The following is an 18,293-nucleotide window of genomic DNA, read 5'->3' on the forward strand; positions in this document are numbered from 1 at the left end:
CGCCACTCCGTACCCCTATGAGAATCGAACCACGACACCGTTCCCTGAAGAAGGATTGCGTCATGATGCACGCCGATTTGATTGACCAGGAAGACCTGTTGGGCCAGCTGAAATCGTTGGGTTTTCAAGTACCGAGTGGCTCTACAGCTGCGCAAGCTTGTGAATGCGCAGTGCGAGGCTTGAACGATGAACGGGCGATGACGCTGCGGACCATGGTCAAGCAGATGTACACCAGCAGCGCGACCATCCTGCCGGCCGTGCGACAGGCCATCGACAAACAACTGCTGCCGGCGTTGGCGGAGTATCAGCAAAGCCGTAGCGCCTGATTTCCAGGGTAGTGATCGTTCCCACGCTCTGCGTGGGAATGCAGCCCGGGACGCTCCGCGTCCCTGCCGAAGCGGACGCAGAGCGTCCATTGAGGCATTCCCACGCAGAGCGTGGGAACGATCAGAGCATCAAAGCCTTACGCTGGCGAACGTCGACTCGTTACGCGCCTGGCTCAGCGCCGACAACGGCCCGGACAACGGCGACAGCACCAGTGCTTGCGGCAGCGGCATCATCGCCACTTGTTGCGTGGTGTTGGAACCCACGCGCTCGTCACGTGGCGGAATGCCGAAGTATTCGCGGTAGCACTTGGAGAAGTGCGGCGTGGACACGAAGCCACATACAGACGCCACTTCGATGATCGACATCGGCGTTTGCTTGAGCAACTGCCGTGCGCGGATCAAGCGCAGCTTGAGGTAGTAACGCGACGGCGAGCAGTGCAGGTATTTCTGGAACAGCCGCTCCAGCTGACGACGCGACACGGCGACATACACCGCCAGTTCGTCGAGGTCGATCGGCTCTTCGAGGTTGGCCTCCATCAGCGCGACGATTTCCTGCAACTTCGGCTGGTTGGTGCCGAGCATGTGCTTGAGCGGCACACGCTGGTGATCCTGCTCGTTGCGGATGCGTTCGTAGACAAACATCTCCGAAATCGCGGCGGACAGTTCACGGCCGTGATCGCGGCTGATCAGGTGCAGCATCATGTCCAGCGGCGCAGTACCGCCGGAGCTGGTGAAACGGTTACGGTCGAGGGTGAACAACCGGGTGCTCATGGCCACACGCGGAAACGCTTCCTGCATGGCGGCCAGGCATTCCCAGTGCACGCTGCAATCAAAACCGTCCAGCAAGCCGGCGCAGGCCAGGGCCCAGCTACCGGTGCAGACTGCGCCCAGACGCTTGGACTGACGCGCCTGGCTTTGCAGCCATGACACGTGTTCACGGGTGACAGTGCGCTGGATGCCGATACCGCCACAGACAATGATGGTGTCCATCGGAGGCGCTTTGTGCATGGAGCAGTCGGGAGTGATCTGCAGACCGTCACTGGCCCAGACCTGGCCACCGTCGACGGTCAGTGTGGTCCAGCGATACAGCTCGCGGCCGGACAGTTGGTTGGCCATGCGCAGGGGTTCTACTGCGGAGGCCAGAGAAATAAGCGTGAAATTGTCCAGCAGCAAAAAGCCGATGGATTGAGGCGCACGGTTCTGGGGTTGGGCCCCGGAGTTGAACGTCGTCATCGCGGTATCTCCTCACACAAAGCGGGTGATGGCCTCAGGCGGAGGCTCTTTTTATTGCCATCGTTCTCGCGTGGGAGACGGGCTTTGTAATGACAGAGCAATTGCCATGCCTAAAATTGAATGGCTGTTCAATAACTCCTGAAAACGACGTCGCACCGCGTCTATATAAGCCGCGTCGCGAGTAGGGGTTATAAGTGCCATTATCGGCGGGAGAGGCTCTGCCCCGTTGGGCGTGAGCAAATCGGTAGCACTTGTGGGAACAGGGCTACAGCGACCTGGAGAAGAGTGTCACCGCAAGCACAGGTGACAGGCGGTAATGGCCAACTTGGATCCCGGATCGGGCAAGGGGCTTATCTGTAAGCGACGCTCCAAAACGTGGCGCGTTTTGAATCGGGTGTTCACTTTGTGCGCAGTTTTGACTGGTCTTCATGGGTAATTAGCTTTCTGTGGCGAGGGAGCTTGCTCCCGCTCGGCTGCGTAGCAGTCGTAAAGATTTTAGGGCCGCTTCGCGCCCCAGCGGGAGCAAGCTCCCTCGCCACAGATACTCATTCCACCAGAGAGTTAAAGGGTCTCAGCACTCAACCGCGCTAACCGCCAACCCACCGCGCGATGTCTCTTTGTATTTGTCATGCATGTCGGCACCGGTATCACGCATCGTGCGGATCACCCGATCCAGCGAGATAAAGTGCTGACCGTCGCCACGCAGCGCCATCTGCGCTGCGTTGATGGCCTTCACCGCGGCAATCGCATTGCGCTCGATGCACGGCACTTGCACCAGCCCGCCCACCGGATCGCAGGTCAGGCCGAGGTTGTGTTCCAGACCGATTTCCGCCGCGTTGCACAGCTGCTCCGGTGTCGCCCCCAGAATCTCCGCCAGCCCGGCTGCCGCCATGGCGCAGGCCGAACCGACTTCGCCCTGGCAACCGACTTCGGCACCGGAAATCGAAGCGTTCTTCTTGCACAGAATCCCGACCGCCGCCGCACTGAGGAAATAGTCGACTACGTTGGCCTCGGTCACCACTTCGCTGAACTTCATAAAGTAGTGCAGCACCGCCGGAATGATCCCCGCCGCGCCATTGGTCGGCGCCGTGACCATGCGCCCGCCGGCAGCGTTTTCCTCGTTGACGGCCAAGGCGAACAAATTCACCCACTCCATGGCGCTCAAGGTCGAGCCGATCACATTGGGCTTGTTCAACTCTTGCAGGCTGCGGTGCAACTTGGCCGCGCGACGACGCACATTCAGGCCACCGGGCAGGATGCCTTCGTGCTTGAGGCCTTGTTCGACGCAATCTTGCATGGCGCGCCAGAGTGTCATCAGGCCAGCGCGAATTTCTTCCTCGCTGCGCCAGACTTTCTCGTTGGCCATCATCAACTCTGCAACGCGCAGGTTGTGCTGCTTGCAGAGACTGAGCAGCTCGACGGCACTGGAGAAGTCGTACGGCAACACGGTGCGATCCAGATCGACCACGCCGCTGGAAGCCTGTGCCTCATCGACGACAAAACCGCCGCCGATGGAATAGTAGGTGTCGCGATGCAGTTCGCCGTCATCCCCTTCGACGATCAGCGTCATGGCGTTAGGGTGGAACGGCAGGTTCTCGTCGATCAGGCGCATGTCGCGGGCCCAGATGAACGGCACCGGCAAACGACTGTCGAGCAACAGCGTTTGGGTTTCGCGCAGGGTTTCGATGCGAATGCCGATTTGCGACGGATCGATCGCGTCCGGCCATTCGCCCATCAGGCCCATGATCACCGCGTTGTCGCTGCCGTGGCCGATGCCGGTGGCCGACAACGAACCATAAAGCTGAACCTCGACGCGCCGTACTTGTTCCAAAAGCCCCTGCTCACGCAAACCTTGCACGAACAACGCCGCGGCCCGCATTGGCCCCACGGTGTGCGAACTGGAAGGGCCGATGCCGATTTTGAACAGGTCGAAAACACTGATAGCCATTACTGCCGAACTCCTGGATGTGCCAACTCCAGACGCCAAAAGCGCCCAGTGACGGAGCTGCTACGCTCAAGCTGCAATCCGCCGAGATGGCCGCATCATCAGGCTTTTGTCATGTCGTTCGACGTCTCACACCGACGCACTCATGCCCACAAACGCCGCGAGGCGCGGACGCTACGTTTTCGCCGTTTTTTTGCAGATCAGAGAGGCAAAGTGGGCTGAAAAAAGCTGTAAACGACGTCACCGACACTGGATGCGACCATCCCTGTACTGGTTACGACGCACCCTGTAGGCGTCAGATTTTCACTGGTACATGATCGTATCGACTCGATTGCAAGGCGCCGTGGTAGAGATGTCTCCAAAACGCCATCCAACCGCAACCTATAAGTGCGGTGGTCCAGTCGGAACACTGCCAAAAAAAACACCAAGGAGTCGCCCTTTATGAAAGGTTCCCCGTCGTTGTTGTTGGCCGCCATGCTGAGTCTGCCGTTTCTGGCTCAAGCCGCAGAACCGGCCCAATGCAGCACCGTAAACTTCTCAGATGTCGGCTGGACTGACATTACCGTCACCACCGCCACTACCAGCGTCGTTCTCGAGGCCCTTGGCTACAAGACCAAAACCACGATGATTTCCGTTCCGGTGACCTACAAGTCCCTGGCCGATGGCAAGAACATGGACGTGTTCCTGGGTAACTGGATGCCGACCATGGAAAACGACATCAAGGCCTACCGCGATGCCGGTACCGTGGAGACAGTGCGCGCTAATCTGGAAAACGCAAAATACACACTCGCCGTCCCCGAAGAGTTGTATAACAAAGGTCTGAAAGATTTCGCCGACATCGCCAAGTTCAAGAAAGAACTCGACGGCAAGATCTACGGTATCGAACCAGGCAACGACGGTAACCGCCTGATCCAGAGCATGATCGACAAGAACGCCTTCGGCTTGAAAGACGCCGGCTTCAAGGTGGTCGAATCCAGCGAGGCAGGCATGCTCTCGCAAGTCGATCGCGCCCAGCGCCGCAACACCGCCGTGGTGTTCCTGGGCTGGGAACCACACCCGATGAACACGCGTTTCAAGATGAAGTACCTGACCGGCGGCGACGACTTTTTCGGCCCGAACTTCGGTCAGGCAACCATCTACACCAACACCCGCAAGGGCTATACGCAGGAATGCAGCAACGTGGGTCAGTTGCTGAAAAACCTGCAGTTCACGTTGAACATGGAAAGCACCCTGATGGGCAACGTCCTGGACGACAAAATGAAGCCTGACGCGGCCGCCAAGGCCTGGCTGAAAAAGAATCCACAGGTGCTCGATACCTGGCTCGCTGGCGTAACCACCATTGACGGTAAACCAGGCCTGGAGGCCGTGAAAACCAAGCTCGCGCAGCCTTGAATTAGGAAGCATCGCTTACGCCGGGCGAGTTCGCTCGCCCGGGCTGTTTATTTCCTTGCATGCGGACGTTCACTACCATGCTGATTGATCAGAAAATACCTTTAGGCCAGTACATTGCGGGCTTCGTTGAATGGTTGACGCAAAACGGCGCCAACACCTTCGACGCAATCGCCGTGTCACTGGAAACGATGATCCACGGCGTGACTTTCGCGCTGACCTGGTTCAACCCGCTGGCATTGATCGGCCTTATCGCGTTACTGGCACACTTCATTCAACGCAAATGGGGCCTGACCGTTTTTGTCGTCGCCTCCTTCCTGCTGATCCTCAATCTGGGGTACTGGCAGGAAACCATGGAAACCCTCGCCCAGGTGTTGTTCGCCACCCTGGTGTGCGTATTGATCGGCGTGCCGTTGGGCATCGTCGCTGCGCACAAACCGATGTTCTACACAGTGATGCGGCCGGTGCTCGATCTGATGCAGACCGTGCCGACCTTCGTGTACCTCATTCCTACCCTGACCCTCTTCGGTCTGGGTGTGGTCCCGGGTCTGATTTCTACGGTGGTGTTTGCGATTGCCGCACCTATCCGCCTGACTTACCTGGGTATTCGCGATGTCCCGGAAGAATTGATGGACGCTGGCAAGGCCTTTGGCTGCTCGCGACGTCAGCTGCTCTCGCGAATCGAACTGCCCCACGCCATGCCAAGCATCGCGGCCGGTATCACCCAGTGCATCATGCTGTCGTTGTCGATGGTGGTGATTGCGGCACTGGTGGGCGCCGATGGCCTGGGCAAACCCGTGGTCAACGCACTGAACACTGCTGATATCGCTCTGGGCTTCGAAGCAGGCCTGGCGATCGTACTGCTGGCGATCATGCTCGACCGTATCTGCAAACAACCCGAAGCCAAAGTAGGGGGTGACGCATGAGCATTATTCGCTTCGAAGACGTCGACGTAATCTTCTCCAAGGATCCACGCGAGGCACTCAAGCTGCTGGATCAAGGCATGACCCGTAACGAGATCCTGAAAAAGACCGGGCAGATCGTAGGCGTCGAAAAGGCCAGCCTGGATGTCGAAAAAGGTGAAATCTGCGTACTGATGGGCCTGTCCGGCTCCGGCAAGTCCAGCTTGCTGCGTTGCATCAACGGCCTCAACACCGTCAGCCGCGGCAAGTTGTTCGTCGAGCACGAAGGCAAGCAGATCGACATCGCGTCCTGCACCCCGGCAGAACTGAAAATGATGCGCACCAAGCGCATTGCGATGGTGTTCCAGAAGTTCGCCCTGATGCCTTGGCTGACCGTTCGCGAGAACATCAGCTTCGGTCTGGAAATGCAGGGTCGTCCGGAGAAAGAGCGGAAAAAACTGGTCGATGAAAAACTTGAGCTGGTGGGCCTGACCCAATGGCGCAACAAGAAACCCAACGAGCTGTCAGGTGGTATGCAACAACGCGTGGGCCTGGCCCGTGCCCTGGCGATGGACGCCGACATCCTGCTGATGGACGAACCGTTCTCGGCACTCGACCCACTGATCCGCCAAGGCCTGCAAGACGAACTGCTGGAACTGCAACGCAAGCTGAGCAAGACCATCGTGTTCGTGAGTCACGACCTCGATGAAGCCCTGAAGCTCGGCAGCCGTATCGCGATCATGAAAGACGGTCGGATCATTCAGTACAGCAAGCCGGAAGAAATCGTGCTGAACCCTGCGGACGATTACGTGCGCACCTTCGTCGCCCACACCAATCCGCTGAACGTACTGTGCGGTCGCAGCCTGATGCGCACCCTGGACAACTGCAAGCGCATCAACGGTTCGGTATGCCTCGATCCGGGTGGCGATTCCTGGCTGGACCTGGCCGAAGGCAACACCATCAAAGGCGCCCGCCAGAACGGCGCGAGCCTGGACCTGCAGAACTGGATCCCTGGGCAAGCCGTTGAAGGCCTGGGCCGTCGGCCGACACTGGTGGATTCGAACATCGGCATGCGCGACGCGCTGCAGATTCGTTATCAGACGGGTAACAAGCTGGTGCTGCACGACAACAACAAGGTTGTCGGGATTCTTGGCGACAGCGAGCTGTATCACGCACTGCTCGGCAAGAACCTGGGGTAAGAAACAGCAGACACAAAAACGCCGCGAGAGATCGCGGCGTTTTTGTTTGCGGGATATTGGGGTATTGATCGTTCCCACGCTCTGCGTGGGAATGCAGCCCGGGACGCTCTGCGTCCCTAGCCGCGTGACGCGGAGCGTCACAGGAGGCATTCCCACGCAGAGCGTGGGAACGATCTTGAATCACACCTCAGCTATAAACCCGGCCAAGCAGCTGCCGATGGCTTTCAAACTGGTCGAGCACGTCGCGGGTGATCTGATCCTGGGTGAAGCCCATCAGATCGTAATCCTGGCTGCCGTTGTGCAGGTACACCTCGGCACGGTAGTAACGTGCGCGCGGTTCATCGGCACTTTCAGCCGACACCGTGTCACTCGCCGCCGCCAGATAGCCGTCCAGGCTTACTTCGTAGACAAAAGGGTTGCCCTCTTCCATCTCGATCCGCACGCCCATGCAGCGCTTGGCCTTGCCAAGCAACGTCTGCACATCCAGGCCCTGGGCGCGCAATTGCACAGCCGCGTCTTCCAGCGCCGGGCTGACGCGCTTGTCCATGAAACGCTGAACGATCGACTGATTTGGCTGCAAGTCCAGTTGGGTCAGACGCTCGCTGAAACCACGACGACCACGCGCCGCCAGTTCCGCTTGCTCCTGTTCGATCTGCACGTCCTGGCGCATGGCCTTGTGCAAGCCGAACATGAAGAACACCAGCACTACCGAGAACGGCAGCCCCGCCAGCACCACCATGGTTTGCATGGCTTCGAAGTTACCGGCGAACAGCAGGCCGATGGTCACCAGGGTGATCACCGCCGACCAGAAGATCCGCAACCAGTGCGGCGCATCTTCGTCGACGTTACCGCCCTTGCACGAAAGATTGGCCATCATCACCGCGCCGGAATCCGCCGGGGTCAGGAACAGCACGAAGCCGACAAAGATCGACACGCCGATCACAATCTTCGACGCCGGGTAATGCTCAAGCAGTTGGTAAATCGCCATCGACGGCTGTTCCAGCGCCGTCTTGCCGAGTTCCACCGCCCCATGGTTCATCACCAGGTCCAGGGCCGAGTTACCGAAGATCGACAGCCATGCCAGGGTGAAACCCAGAGGAATCAGCAACACACCGGCGACCAGTTCACGCACCGTGCGCCCACGGGAAATACGCGCGATGAACATACCCACGAATGGGGCCCAGGAAATCCACCAGGCCCAGTAGAACAAAGTCCACAGGCCCAACCAGCGGTCAGACTTCTCGCTGTCGCCTTCGTACACATAGAGGTCGAAGGTCTTCAGCACCACGCCGTTCAGGTAGTCGCCGATGTTTTGCACGAAGCCGTTGAGCAGGTGCAGGGTCGGGCCGAACAACAGCACGAAAATCAGCAGGCCGCTGAACAGCACGATGTTCAGGTTGGACAGACGGCGAATGCCGTTTTCCACGCCAGACACCGCCGCGATGGTCGCTACGGTGCTCATCACGATGATCACGATCAGCAGGTTGGTATTGCTGTGTTCCATGCCGAACAGGTTTTCAAGCCCCGACGACACTTGCAGCGAACCAATCCCCAGGTTCGTCACCAGACCCAGCAGGGTCACGAACATGCCGAAGCCGTCCACCGCATGACCGGCGGCGCCTTTGACCCAACGCTCGCCCACCAGCGGATACAGCGCCGAACGCAATGCCAGCGGCTGGTTATGACGGTAAGCAAAGTAAGCAACGGCCAGGCCGACCAATGCATAGATCGCCCAGCCGTGCAGGCCCCAGTGCAGGAACGTCAGCTGAACGGCCTGACGTGCAGCCAAGTTGCTACCGGCCACGCCTTCCGGCGGATTGAAGTAGTGGTCCAGCGGCTCGGAAGCGCCGAAGTACAGCAGCGAGATGCCGATACCCGACGAGAACAGCATCCCCGCCCAGGCGCCGTAGCTGAAATCCGGGGTATCGTCCTTGCTGCCCAGCTTGAGCTTGCCGTAGGACGAAAACGCCAGGCCGACCACGAAGACCAGGTAAGCGGCGATCACCACCATGTAGTACCAGCCGAAGCTGCGGGACAACCAGGCCTGGGCAATGCCGAGCATTCTGCCGGCCTCTTGCGGGGCGATGATCAGAATGGCGGTCAACAACAGGATCAACGCGGTAGAGGTGTAGAACACCCAACCGTTGACCGTCACCTTCTCGGGTGGGGTCTTTATTAGAGAGGCGGAACTCATGGCACAGATGCTCCAGGCAGTGCGAGAGAAAAACACAAGGCAACGCGTTACCCGACCATTCGGTTAGTTGGCAGCCGACCAGCGGGTGATATAAAGACAGCCCGAAAAAAGCCCGAAACCCCTGAACGCCTGAGCGTGTGGGTTTCGAGCATTTTCAGATGTCGTTTTTCCGCCAACTACATGTAGGAAAAACCTGTAGGTAGCGACGAATTGTCGCAGATCTTATTCTTTGTTGATTGAACGTTCAATCAAAACAAAATAGACTGGCCTTCAAACCGATAGACGTTTCACGTCTGCCGGAAGGCCTAAGGAGATGTGCAAGATGCCCAAGGTCGGTATGCAACCCATCCGCCGCCAGCAGTTGATCGAAGCCACGCTACAGGCGGTCGATCAGGTCGGCATGGGGGACGCCAGCATTGCGCTGATCGCCCGTTTGGCCGGTGTCTCGAATGGCATCATCAGTCACTATTTTCAGGACAAGAACGGCCTGATCGCGGCCACCGCGCAGTATCTGATGAGTGTCCTCAGCGAGAACGTCACCGCGCGTCGCCAGGCGCTGGAAGACAGCAGCCCGCGGGCGCACCTTCAGGTGATTATCGAAGGCAACTTCGACGCCAGCCAGGTCAATGGCCCGGCAATGAAAACCTGGCTGGCCTTCTGGGCCACCAGCATGCACCACCCGTCTTTGCACAGGTTGCAGCGGATCAACGATCACCGTCTGTATTCCAACCTGTGCTGCCAGTTCCGCCGTGTATTGCCGCTCGATGATGCGCGCAGTGCAGCCCGCGGCCTGGCAGCCCTCATTGACGGTTTGTGGTTGCGCGGCGCGCTGTCGGGAGATGCTTTCGACACCGGGCAGGCGCACCAGATCGCTTACGAATACATGGATTTCCAACTGGCCAAGCAGGTGAGTTAGAGCACACAGAACCGCTCGGCACCTGAACCGTCACTGACCAGCGCCGCCAATGCGACACGGCACGCCCGGTGACCAACGCCAACCACTTATGCACTTGCGAGGACTTTATGGCCCGTTTCGAACTGCAAAAACTCTACATCGATGGCGGCTACAGTGACGCCAGCAGCGACGCCACTTTCGAAGCCATCAACCCGGCTAACGGTGAAGTCCTCGCAACCGTACAGCGTGCGACCCAGTCAGACGTTGAACGCGCTGTAGTCAGCGCCGAAAAGGGCCAGAAAATCTGGGCTGCGATGACCGCCATGGAGCGTTCGCGCATCCTGCGTCGTGCCGTCGACATCCTGCGTGAGCGCAACGATGAACTGGCCGCCCTGGAAACCCTGGACACCGGCAAGGCGTTCTCCGAAACCAAGTACGTCGACATCGTCACCGGCGCTGACGTGCTGGAGTACTACGCAGGCCTGGTGCCGGCTATCGAAGGCGAGCAGATCCCGCTGCGCACCACTTCGTTCGTCTACACCCGTCGCGAGCCGCTGGGCGTCGTGGCCGGTATCGGCGCGTGGAACTACCCGATCCAGATCGCCCTGTGGAAATCCGCACCTGCCCTGGCGGCCGGTAACGCGATGATTTTCAAGCCAAGCGAAGTCACTTCCCTGACCACGCTGAAACTGGCCGAGATCTACACCGAAGCCGGCGTTCCGGCTGGCGTGTTCAACGTACTGACCGGCAGCGGCCGTGAAGTCGGCACCTGGTTGACCGAACACCCACGCATCGAAAAGATCTCCTTCACCGGCGGCACCGACACCGGCAAGAAGGTCATGGCCAGCGCTTCCGCCTCGTCGCTCAAAGACGTGACCATGGAACTGGGCGGCAAATCCCCGCTGATCATTTTCGACGACGCCGACCTCGATCGCGCCGCCGACACCGCCATGATGGCCAACTTCTACAGCTCCGGTCAGGTTTGCACCAACGGCACTCGCGTGTTCGTGCCGAGCCACCTGAAAGCTGCGTTCGAAGCCAAGATCGTTGAGCGCGTTGCGCGCATTCGTGTCGGCAACCCGGAAGACGAGAACACCAACTTCGGCCCGCTGGTCAGCTTCGCCCACATGGAAAGCGTGCTGGGTTACATCGCCAAAGGTAAGGAAGAAGGCGCTCGCGTCCTGTGCGGCGGCAGCCGTCTGACCGAAGGCGAGTTCGCCAAAGGCGCGTTCGTGGCTCCGACCGTGTTCACCGACTGCACCGACGAGATGACCATCGTTCGCGAAGAAATCTTCGGCCCGGTGATGAGCATCCTGACCTACGAAACCGAAGAAGAAGTGATCCGTCGCGCCAACGACACCGAGTTCGGCCTGGCCGCCGGCGTCGTCACCAAGGACCTGAACCGCGCTCACCGCGTGATTCATCAACTGGAAGCCGGTATCTGCTGGATCAACGCCTGGGGCGAGTCCGACGCCAAGATGCCGGTCGGCGGCTACAAGCAGTCGGGCGTGGGCCGTGAGAACGGCATCAGCTCGCTGAACAACTTCACACGCATCAAATCGGTACAGGTCGAACTGGGCGATTACGCCTCGGTTTTCTAAGGCGGTATTTGCTTCGCCTGCGAGATCGCTATCGCAGGCAAGCCAGCTCCCACAGGTTTGGCGCCGTTCGCCAAATCTGCGGTGCCCCCGATCCCTGTGGGAGCGTGGCTTGCCCGCGATCGAGTGCGAAGCACTCGTCGACCTGACCACTTTCAAAGAGGGTGCATTCAATGTCCCAAGAATTCGATTACATCATCATCGGTGCCGGCTCGGCCGGTAACACCCTGGCGACCCGTCTGACTGAAGACGAAGGCGTCACCGTCCTGTTGCTCGAAGCAGGCGGCCCTGACTACCGCATGGATTTCCGCACGCAAATGCCGGCCGCCCTGGCGTTCCCGCTGCAAGGCCGTCGCTACAACTGGGCCTACGAAACCGATCCAGAGCCACACATGGACGGTCGCCGGATGGAATGCGGTCGCGGCAAGGGCCTGGGTGGTTCTTCGCTGATCAACGGCATGTGCTACATCCGCGGCAACGCGATGGACTACGACAACTGGGCCAAACTGCCAGGCCTGGAAGACTGGGACTACCTGAACTGCCTGCCGTATTTCCGCAAGGCCGAAACCCGCGACATCGGCCCGAACGACTACCACGGTGGCGACGGTCCGGTCAGCGTGACCACGCCCAAAGCCGGCAACAACCCGCTGTTCCATGCGATGGTTGAAGCAGGCGTGCAGGCCGGTTACCCGCGTACCGAAGACCTGAACGGCTACCAGCAAGAAGGCTTCGGCCCGATGGACCGCACCGTGACGCCGAACGGCCGTCGCGCCAGCACCGCTCGCGGTTACCTGGACATCGCCAAGAAGCGCTCGACCCTGACCATCGTCACCCACGCCCTGACCGACAAGATCCTGTTCGAAGGCAAGCGTGCGGTCGGCGTGCGTTACCTGATCGGCGCCGCTGAAGAGCGCGTTGAAGCCCGCGCCCGCAAAGAAGTGCTGCTGTGCTCCGGCGCCATCGCTTCGCCGCAGATCCTGCAACGCTCCGGCGTCGGCCCGGCCGAACTGCTGAAAAAACTCGACATCCCGGTGGTCCACGACCTGCCGGGCGTGGGTGAGAACCTGCAGGATCACCTCGAGTTGTACCTGCAATACGCCTGCACCCAACCGGTCTCGCTGTACCCGTCGCTGCTCTGGTACAACCAGCCGGCCATCGGTGCCGAGTGGCTGTTCAACGGCACCGGCATCGGCGCCAGCAACCAGTTCGAAGCCGGCGGTTTCATCCGTACCCGTCCGGAATTCGATTGGCCGAACATCCAGTACCACTTCCTGCCGGTGGCGATTAACTACAACGGCAGCAACGGTGTGAAAGAGCACGGTTTCCAGGCGCACATGGGTTCCATGCGTTCGCCAAGCCGCGGTCGGGTCCAGGCCAAGTCGAAGGACCCGCGCGAGTACCCGAGCATCCTGTTCAACTACATGGCCACCGAGCAGGACTGGCAGGAATTCCGCGACGGCATCCGCCTGACCCGTGAAATCATGCAACAGCCTGCACTGGACGCTTTCCGTGGCCGCGAAATCAGCCCGGGCATCGACGTGCAAACCGATGAACAGCTCGACAAGTTCATCCGCGAACACGCCGAAACCGCGTTCCACCCGTCCTGCTCGTGCAAGATGGGCACCGACGAAATGGCCGTGGTCGATGGCGAAGGTCGTGTGCATGGCATGCAAGCCCTGCGCGTGGTCGATGCCTCGATCATGCCGATCATCACCACCGGCAACCTGAACGCGCCGACGATCATGATCGCCGAGAAAATCGCCGACAAGATCCGTGGTCGCAAGCCGCTGCCACGTAGCAAGGCTGCCTACTTCGTGGCCGGCGATGCGCCGGTGCGTGGCAAGCCGTTGCGGGATGTGAGCCTGACTGCTCAGTAAAACCGCGTCACGGCCAATCGCGAGCAGGCTCGCTCCCACAGGTTCCGGGTTGGATTGCAAATGTGCGATCAAACCAAAAACCCATGTGGGAGCGAGCCTGCTCGCGATGGGGCCCTGACAAACACCACACATCTCTCGGTAATCCTTTCCTACACCGCTCCGCGCTTGATCCTACCCCCCGCACCGGCCTAATCTAGCGCCACGCAAACGTTTCACCCCCCTCGCGACATCGATACACCGCCACTCCATACCAAGGAGGTTCCCGAATGTTCGATTTCCATCCCCAGCTCAAGCAGCGTTTTGCTGCCTTGCGCACGGGCGCTGAATTCTTTTCGCTGCGTTATGTGCGCGAGTCCGGCCAGTACCTGTCGGTGCGCAAGAATGTCGCCGAACCTCCGAGCCTGAGCCGTGACGAAGGCGCGATGCTGACCGTTCGGGTCAACGGCGTCGAAGCCTACGCCGCGACCAACGACCTGTCGCAATCCGGCCTGCAAGCCGCACTGGAGAAGGCTGAGCAACAAGCCCGCCGACTCAAGCCCCACGCCCTGCTCGACCTGAGCGCGCAAGTGGTCTCCAGCGACCGCGCCGACTACTTTTCGCCGAACCTCGACCAGCCCTTCCCGTCCCTGAGCGATTGCTACCAACTGCTCGGCGCCGAGTCCGCCGCCGTGCCCAAGGACGAACGATTGGTGAACTGGGAAGTGAGCATCGGCATCACCAACGTCGAGCAGATCTACCTTAGCAACGCCGGCGCCGAACTGCGCCAGGCCCAGCGGTTCGTCTACCCGAGCCTGGAAGTCACCGCCTACGACGGCAACGACAGCCAGACCCGAACCCTGGGCCGCGAGAACTTCGGTCAACAGGGCGGTTTTGATGTGATCAGCCGCTGTGGCCTGGTCGGCGCCGGTCCGAAAATCGCCGATCAGGCGCTGCAATTGCTGTTGGCGCCAAACACCCCGAAAGGCCCGCGTGACCTGCTGTTGATGCCGGACCAGATGATGCTGCAGATCCACGAGTCCATCGGTCACCCGCTGGAACTGGACCGCATCCTCGGTGACGAGCGCAATTACGCCGGCACCAGTTTCGTCAAGGCCGAAGACTTTGGCCGCCTGCAATACGGCTCCAAACTGCTCAACGTAACCTTCGACCCGGACATCCCCGAGCAGCTCGCCAGCTACGGGCATGACGACGACGGCACGGCCGCGAGCAAACAATTCCTGATTAAAGAAGGCTTGCTGCTGCGTCCATTGGGCGGCGCGCTGTCGCAGTTTCGCGCGGGCATGGAGGGCGTGGCCAACAGCCGCGCCTGCAGCTGGAACCGTCCGCCAATCGATCGCATGGCCAACCTGAACATCGAGGCCGGCGATCAACCGCTGGAGCAGATGATCGGCAACATCGAGCACGGCATCTTGATGAGCACCAACCGCTCGTGGTCCATCGACGATGCCCGCAACAAGTTCCAGTTCGGCTGTGAATGGGGCCAGCTGATCGAAAACGGCGAACTCAAAGGCGTGGTCAAGAACCCGAACTACCGGGCGATTTCCGCGCAGTTCTGGAAAAGCCTCAGCGCCGTCGGCGATGCCAACTCCGTCAAGGTCCTGGGCACGCCGAACTGCGGCAAAGGCGAGCCGAACCAGGTGATCCGCGTCGGCCATGCCTCGCCGGCCTGCGTGTTCAGCAACGTTGATGTGTTTGGGGGAGCTGCCTGATGACTGACTTTAAAAGCGTCCCAAAAAACCAGGCCGATGCATTCAAGGCCTTGGTCGATTGGCTGCGCGATGCGATTCACGAGCCGGAACAATTCACCCTCAGCTATGCCGCCGAGTCCTCGGCCTTCGTGCGCTTCAACCACGCCAAGGTCCGTCAGGCCGGGCAGGTGCAGCAGGCGAGCGTCGGTTTCAAACTGATCAACGAGGGGCGCCACGCCGACCTGAACATCACGCTGTCGGGTGATGCCGAAGTCGATGTGCAGCGCCTGGCCGAAGGCCTGCAACAGTTGCGCGAAACCTTGCCACTGTTGCCGCAGGATCCGTACCTGCTGCTCAACCACAACGGCTGGCAGAGCAAGAATGTGCAGGAGCATCCGCTGCCGGACACCGAGCAAGTGGTTGCTGAAATCACCCAGGCCGCCGAAGGGCTGGACCTGGTCGGTTTCTACGCCGCTGGCCCGATCAGCCGTGGTTTCGCCAGCTCTTCGGGCGCGTTCGGCTGGCATCAGGCTAACAGCTTCAACTTTGATTTCAGCCTGGTGCATGACAACGGCCAGGCGGTGAAAGCCAGTTACGCCGGGCACGACTGGAACAGCGAAGGTTTTGCCAAGCGCTTTGCGCAGGCACGCGAGCAGTTGGCGTTTCTCGGCAGACCGCAACACACCCTGGCGCCGGGTCAGTATCGCGCCTATCTGGCACCGGCAGCCCTGGGGGAAATCATGGACATGCTGGGCTGGGGCGGTTTCTCGGCGCAGTCGATTGCCAGCAAAAACAGCCCGCTGCAAAAACTTTACGCGGGCGACAGTGCGTTCAGTCCGTTGGTGTCGGTGGATGAAAAGGTCAGCGGTTCGTTGAGCCCGGCGTTCTCCGGCGAAGGTTATCCGCGCAGCGATCTGGGGTTGATTATCAACGGCAAGGCCGGCGCACAGATGGTCAGTTCACGCAGTGCGGCCGAGTACGGCCTGACCGCCAACGGCGCCAGCGGCGGTGAAATGCCAAGCGCAGTGAACATGGCCGCCGGTACGTTGCCTGATGCAGAGATTCTCAAGCAATTGGGCACGGGCTTGTACATCAGCAACCTGTGGTACCTGAACTACTCCGATCAGCCGGCGGCACGCCTGACCGGCATGACACGGTTTGCGACCTTCTGGGTCGAGAACGGCGAGATTCAGGCGCCGGTGAGCACCATGCGTTTTGATGACAGCGCCTACAGTTTGCTGGGATCGCAGCTGGAAGCATTGACCGAGGAGCGCGAGCTGATGTTGTCGGCCAGTACCTACAGCCAGCGGGCCACGGCGTCGGCGTTGTTGCCGGGGGCGTTGATCAGCAAATTGACCTTGACCCTCTGACCCTGATCGTTCCCACGCTCTGCGTGGGAATGCCTCAATGGACGCTCCGCGTCCGCTTCGGCAGGGACGCGGAGCGTCCCGGGCTGCATTCCCACGCGGAGCGTGGGAACGATCATCGTCGTCGTTTAAATCAAATGAGGTCCCATGCCCAACCGCCCGCCTCTCGACGCTGTCACCGCCCGCTGGGTGCCGTGGGTTGTCGCCATTGCGTTCTTCATGCAATCGCTCGACGGGACCATCCTCAACACCGCCCTGCCCGCCATGGCCCGAGACCTGGCCGAAGACCCGCTGCGCATGCAAGGCGTGATCATCGCCTACATGCTCACCGTCGCCTTGCTGATCCCCGCCTCGGGCTGGATCGCCGACCGTTTCGGCACCCGGAAAATCTTCTTCAGCGCGATCCTGCTGTTCAGCCTCGGCTCGTTGCTCTGCGCCCTGTCGAGCACCCTGAGCCAGCTGATTGGCGCACGGGTGATTCAGGGCCTGGGCGGTGCGCTGATGTTGCCGGTCGGACGACTGGTGGTGTTGCGCGCCTACCCGCGCTCGGAGCTGGTGCGGATCATGGGCTTCATCACCATCCCCGGATTGCTCGGCCCGCTGATCGGCCCGACCATGGGCGGCTGGATGGTCGAATACCTGACCTGGCACTGGATCTTCCTGATCAACCTGCCAGTCGGCGCCGTCGGTTGTTACGCCGTATGGAAATTCATCCCCGACCTGCGCGGCACCGAACGCACCCGCTTCGACAGCCTGGGCTTTTTGCTGTTCGGCGCGGCGATGGTGCTGATCACCGTTGCCATGGAAGGTCTGGGCGAATTGCACCTGCCGCACTTGCGCGTGATGTTGCTGCTGTTCGGCGGCATGGCCTGTCTGGCGGCATATTGGTTGCGGGCCGGGCACATCGATAATCCGCTGTTCGCGCCGTCACTGTTCAAGACCCGGACGTTTGCCGTAGGCATCCTCGGCAACCTGTTCGCCCGCCTGGGTAGCGGCGCCCTGCCGTTTCTCGTGCCATTGCTGTTGCAAGTGGCGCTGGGCTATTCGCCGTCCCAGGCCGGGATGAGCATGCTGCCACTGGCGGCGGCTGCGATGGTCGCCAAGTCGGTGGCGCGACCGTTGATCGAACGCTTGGGCTATCGCATCGTGCTGACCGGCAACACATTGGCGCTGGGGCTGATGCTGGCGAGCATGGGGCTGGTCAGCGAACAAACGCCGTACTGGCTGCTGTTGGTGATGCTGTCGATTCTCGGCGCGATCAACTCCTTGCAGTTCACCGCAATGAACACCGTCACCCTGATCGACCTCGACGACGCCAGCGCCAGTAGCGGCAACAGCCTGCTGTCGGTGGTCGCGCAATTGTCCCTGAGCCTTGGTGTTGCCTGTGCCGGCGCCTTGCTCGGCGGGTTCACCGCAGAGATCGGCAACGACGGCGTGGACACGGTGCTGGGTGCGTTCCAGCTGACGTTTGTGACGGTCGGAATCATGGCGATGCTGGCCGCGACGATCTTCTCCCAGCTTTCAAAGGAAGACGGACGGCGCGTCAAACGTCCGGAAGAGCACATAGAGCCTTAGGGCGAATGGCCACGAGACTGATACACTGCGCGACATTTTGTTTTGCAGGCCAGTCCCGTGACCACCATCGCCACCGCTTTTAATACTTTGCCGCTGTCCGCCGCC

General features: G+C 60.4%; 13 protein-coding genes. 10 read left to right on the plus strand and 3 right to left on the minus strand.

Annotated elements, in window-relative coordinates; translation table 11 throughout:
- Window positions 1–62: 62 nt before the first annotated feature.
- The gene (locus BLW70_RS02905; RefSeq protein WP_074871527.1) at window positions 63–326 is read left to right on the plus strand and encodes a hypothetical protein; all 264 of its coding nucleotides are present in this window, start codon (window positions 63–65) and stop codon (window positions 324–326) included.
- A gap of 129 nt (window positions 327–455) precedes the next feature.
- Here BLW70_RS02905 and gbdR read toward each other — a convergent pair whose 3' ends face one another.
- Together gbdR and BLW70_RS02920 are read right to left on the minus strand one after the other, a co-directional pair.
- A complete protein-coding gene (gene gbdR / locus BLW70_RS02910; protein ID WP_074871528.1) occupies window positions 456–1,559 on the minus strand; it encodes a choline metabolism transcriptional regulator GbdR in 1,104 nt (367 codons plus the stop codon).
- 571 nt (window positions 1,560–2,130) lie between these two features.
- A complete protein-coding gene (locus BLW70_RS02920) occupies window positions 2,131–3,507 on the minus strand; it encodes an L-serine ammonia-lyase (RefSeq protein ID WP_074871530.1) in 1,377 nt (458 codons plus the stop codon).
- Window positions 3,508–3,945: 438 nt separating this feature from the next.
- On the opposite strand from BLW70_RS02920, the gene BLW70_RS02925 reads away from it, so the two are divergent.
- The 3 genes from BLW70_RS02925 (at window position 3,946) to choV (ending at window position 6,994) form a co-directional block, all read left to right on the plus strand.
- On the plus strand, window positions 3,946–4,896 hold the full coding sequence (locus BLW70_RS02925) for a choline ABC transporter substrate-binding protein (protein WP_074871531.1): 951 nt from the start codon (window positions 3,946–3,948) through the stop codon (window positions 4,894–4,896).
- Between the two features lie 77 nt (window positions 4,897–4,973).
- Window positions 4,974–5,819 (plus strand): choline ABC transporter permease subunit, encoded by an 846-nt coding sequence (gene choW / locus BLW70_RS02930; protein ID WP_074871533.1) that lies wholly within the window; start codon window positions 4,974–4,976, stop codon window positions 5,817–5,819.
- Window positions 5,816–6,994, plus strand: a complete 1,179-nt coding sequence (gene choV, locus BLW70_RS02935; protein ID WP_074871534.1) for a choline ABC transporter ATP-binding protein — start codon at window positions 5,816–5,818, stop codon at window positions 6,992–6,994. The genes choW and choV overlap by 4 nt, the downstream gene beginning before the upstream one ends.
- Before the next feature lie 187 nt (window positions 6,995–7,181).
- On the opposite strand, the gene BLW70_RS02940 is transcribed toward choV, so the two are convergent.
- A complete protein-coding gene (locus tag BLW70_RS02940) occupies window positions 7,182–9,131 on the minus strand; it encodes a BCCT family transporter (protein ID WP_229768770.1) in 1,950 nt (649 codons plus the stop codon).
- A gap of 379 nt (window positions 9,132–9,510) precedes the next feature.
- On the opposite strand from BLW70_RS02940, the gene betI reads away from it, so the two are divergent.
- From betI to mdtD, 6 genes are all read left to right on the plus strand, one after another.
- Window positions 9,511–10,104, plus strand: a complete 594-nt coding sequence (gene betI / locus BLW70_RS02945; protein WP_033060362.1) for a transcriptional regulator BetI — start codon at window positions 9,511–9,513, stop codon at window positions 10,102–10,104.
- 107 nt (window positions 10,105–10,211) lie between these two features.
- The gene (gene betB / locus BLW70_RS02950) at window positions 10,212–11,684 is read left to right on the plus strand and encodes a betaine-aldehyde dehydrogenase (protein ID WP_074871536.1); all 1,473 of its coding nucleotides are present in this window, start codon (window positions 10,212–10,214) and stop codon (window positions 11,682–11,684) included.
- A 170-nt stretch (window positions 11,685–11,854) separates the two neighbouring features.
- A complete protein-coding gene (betA, locus tag BLW70_RS02955; protein WP_074871538.1) occupies window positions 11,855–13,558 on the plus strand; it encodes a choline dehydrogenase in 1,704 nt (567 codons plus the stop codon).
- A 266-nt stretch (window positions 13,559–13,824) separates the two neighbouring features.
- Entirely contained in the window at window positions 13,825–15,267 is a 1,443-nt protein-coding gene (locus BLW70_RS02960; protein WP_074871540.1) for a TldD/PmbA family protein, read from the plus strand.
- Window positions 15,267–16,616: a TldD/PmbA family protein gene (locus BLW70_RS02965; protein ID WP_074871542.1), complete on the plus strand. Its 1,350-nt coding sequence runs from the start codon at window positions 15,267–15,269 to the stop codon at window positions 16,614–16,616. Before BLW70_RS02960 ends, BLW70_RS02965 begins: the two co-directional genes overlap by 1 nt.
- A gap of 144 nt (window positions 16,617–16,760) precedes the next feature.
- Window positions 16,761–18,188, plus strand: coding sequence for a multidrug transporter subunit MdtD (mdtD, locus tag BLW70_RS02970; protein ID WP_074871546.1), 1,428 nt, complete (start codon window positions 16,761–16,763; stop codon window positions 18,186–18,188).
- Window positions 18,189–18,293: the final 105 nt, after the last annotated feature.

This window comes from Pseudomonas frederiksbergensis (assembly GCF_900105495.1).
GTDB classification, from domain to species: domain Bacteria; phylum Pseudomonadota; class Gammaproteobacteria; order Pseudomonadales; family Pseudomonadaceae; genus Aquipseudomonas; species Aquipseudomonas frederiksbergensis.

Excerpts from the sequence above, each read along its gene's own strand:
- BLW70_RS02905 (WP_074871527.1), top strand. The coding sequence starts at position 63 with ATGATGCACGCCGATTTGATTGACCAGGAAGACCTGTTGGGCCAGCTG.
- gbdR (WP_074871528.1), bottom strand. The coding sequence starts at position 1,559 with ATGACGACGTTCAACTCCGGGGCCCAACCCCAGAACCGTGCGCCTCAA.
- BLW70_RS02920 (WP_074871530.1), bottom strand. The coding sequence starts at position 3,507 with ATGGCTATCAGTGTTTTCGACCTGTTCAAAATCGGCATCGGCCCTTCC.
- BLW70_RS02925 (WP_074871531.1), top strand. The coding sequence starts at position 3,946 with ATGAAAGGTTCCCCGTCGTTGTTGTTGGCCGCCATGCTGAGTCTGCCG.
- choW (WP_074871533.1), top strand. The coding sequence starts at position 4,974 with ATGCTGATTGATCAGAAAATACCTTTAGGCCAGTACATTGCGGGCTTC.
- choV (WP_074871534.1), top strand. The coding sequence starts at position 5,816 with ATGAGCATTATTCGCTTCGAAGACGTCGACGTAATCTTCTCCAAGGAT.
- betI (WP_033060362.1), top strand. The coding sequence starts at position 9,511 with ATGCCCAAGGTCGGTATGCAACCCATCCGCCGCCAGCAGTTGATCGAA.
- betB (WP_074871536.1), top strand. The coding sequence starts at position 10,212 with ATGGCCCGTTTCGAACTGCAAAAACTCTACATCGATGGCGGCTACAGT.
- betA (WP_074871538.1), top strand. The coding sequence starts at position 11,855 with ATGTCCCAAGAATTCGATTACATCATCATCGGTGCCGGCTCGGCCGGT.
- BLW70_RS02960 (WP_074871540.1), top strand. The coding sequence starts at position 13,825 with ATGTTCGATTTCCATCCCCAGCTCAAGCAGCGTTTTGCTGCCTTGCGC.
- BLW70_RS02965 (WP_074871542.1), top strand. The coding sequence starts at position 15,267 with ATGACTGACTTTAAAAGCGTCCCAAAAAACCAGGCCGATGCATTCAAG.
- mdtD (WP_074871546.1), top strand. The coding sequence starts at position 16,761 with ATGCCCAACCGCCCGCCTCTCGACGCTGTCACCGCCCGCTGGGTGCCG.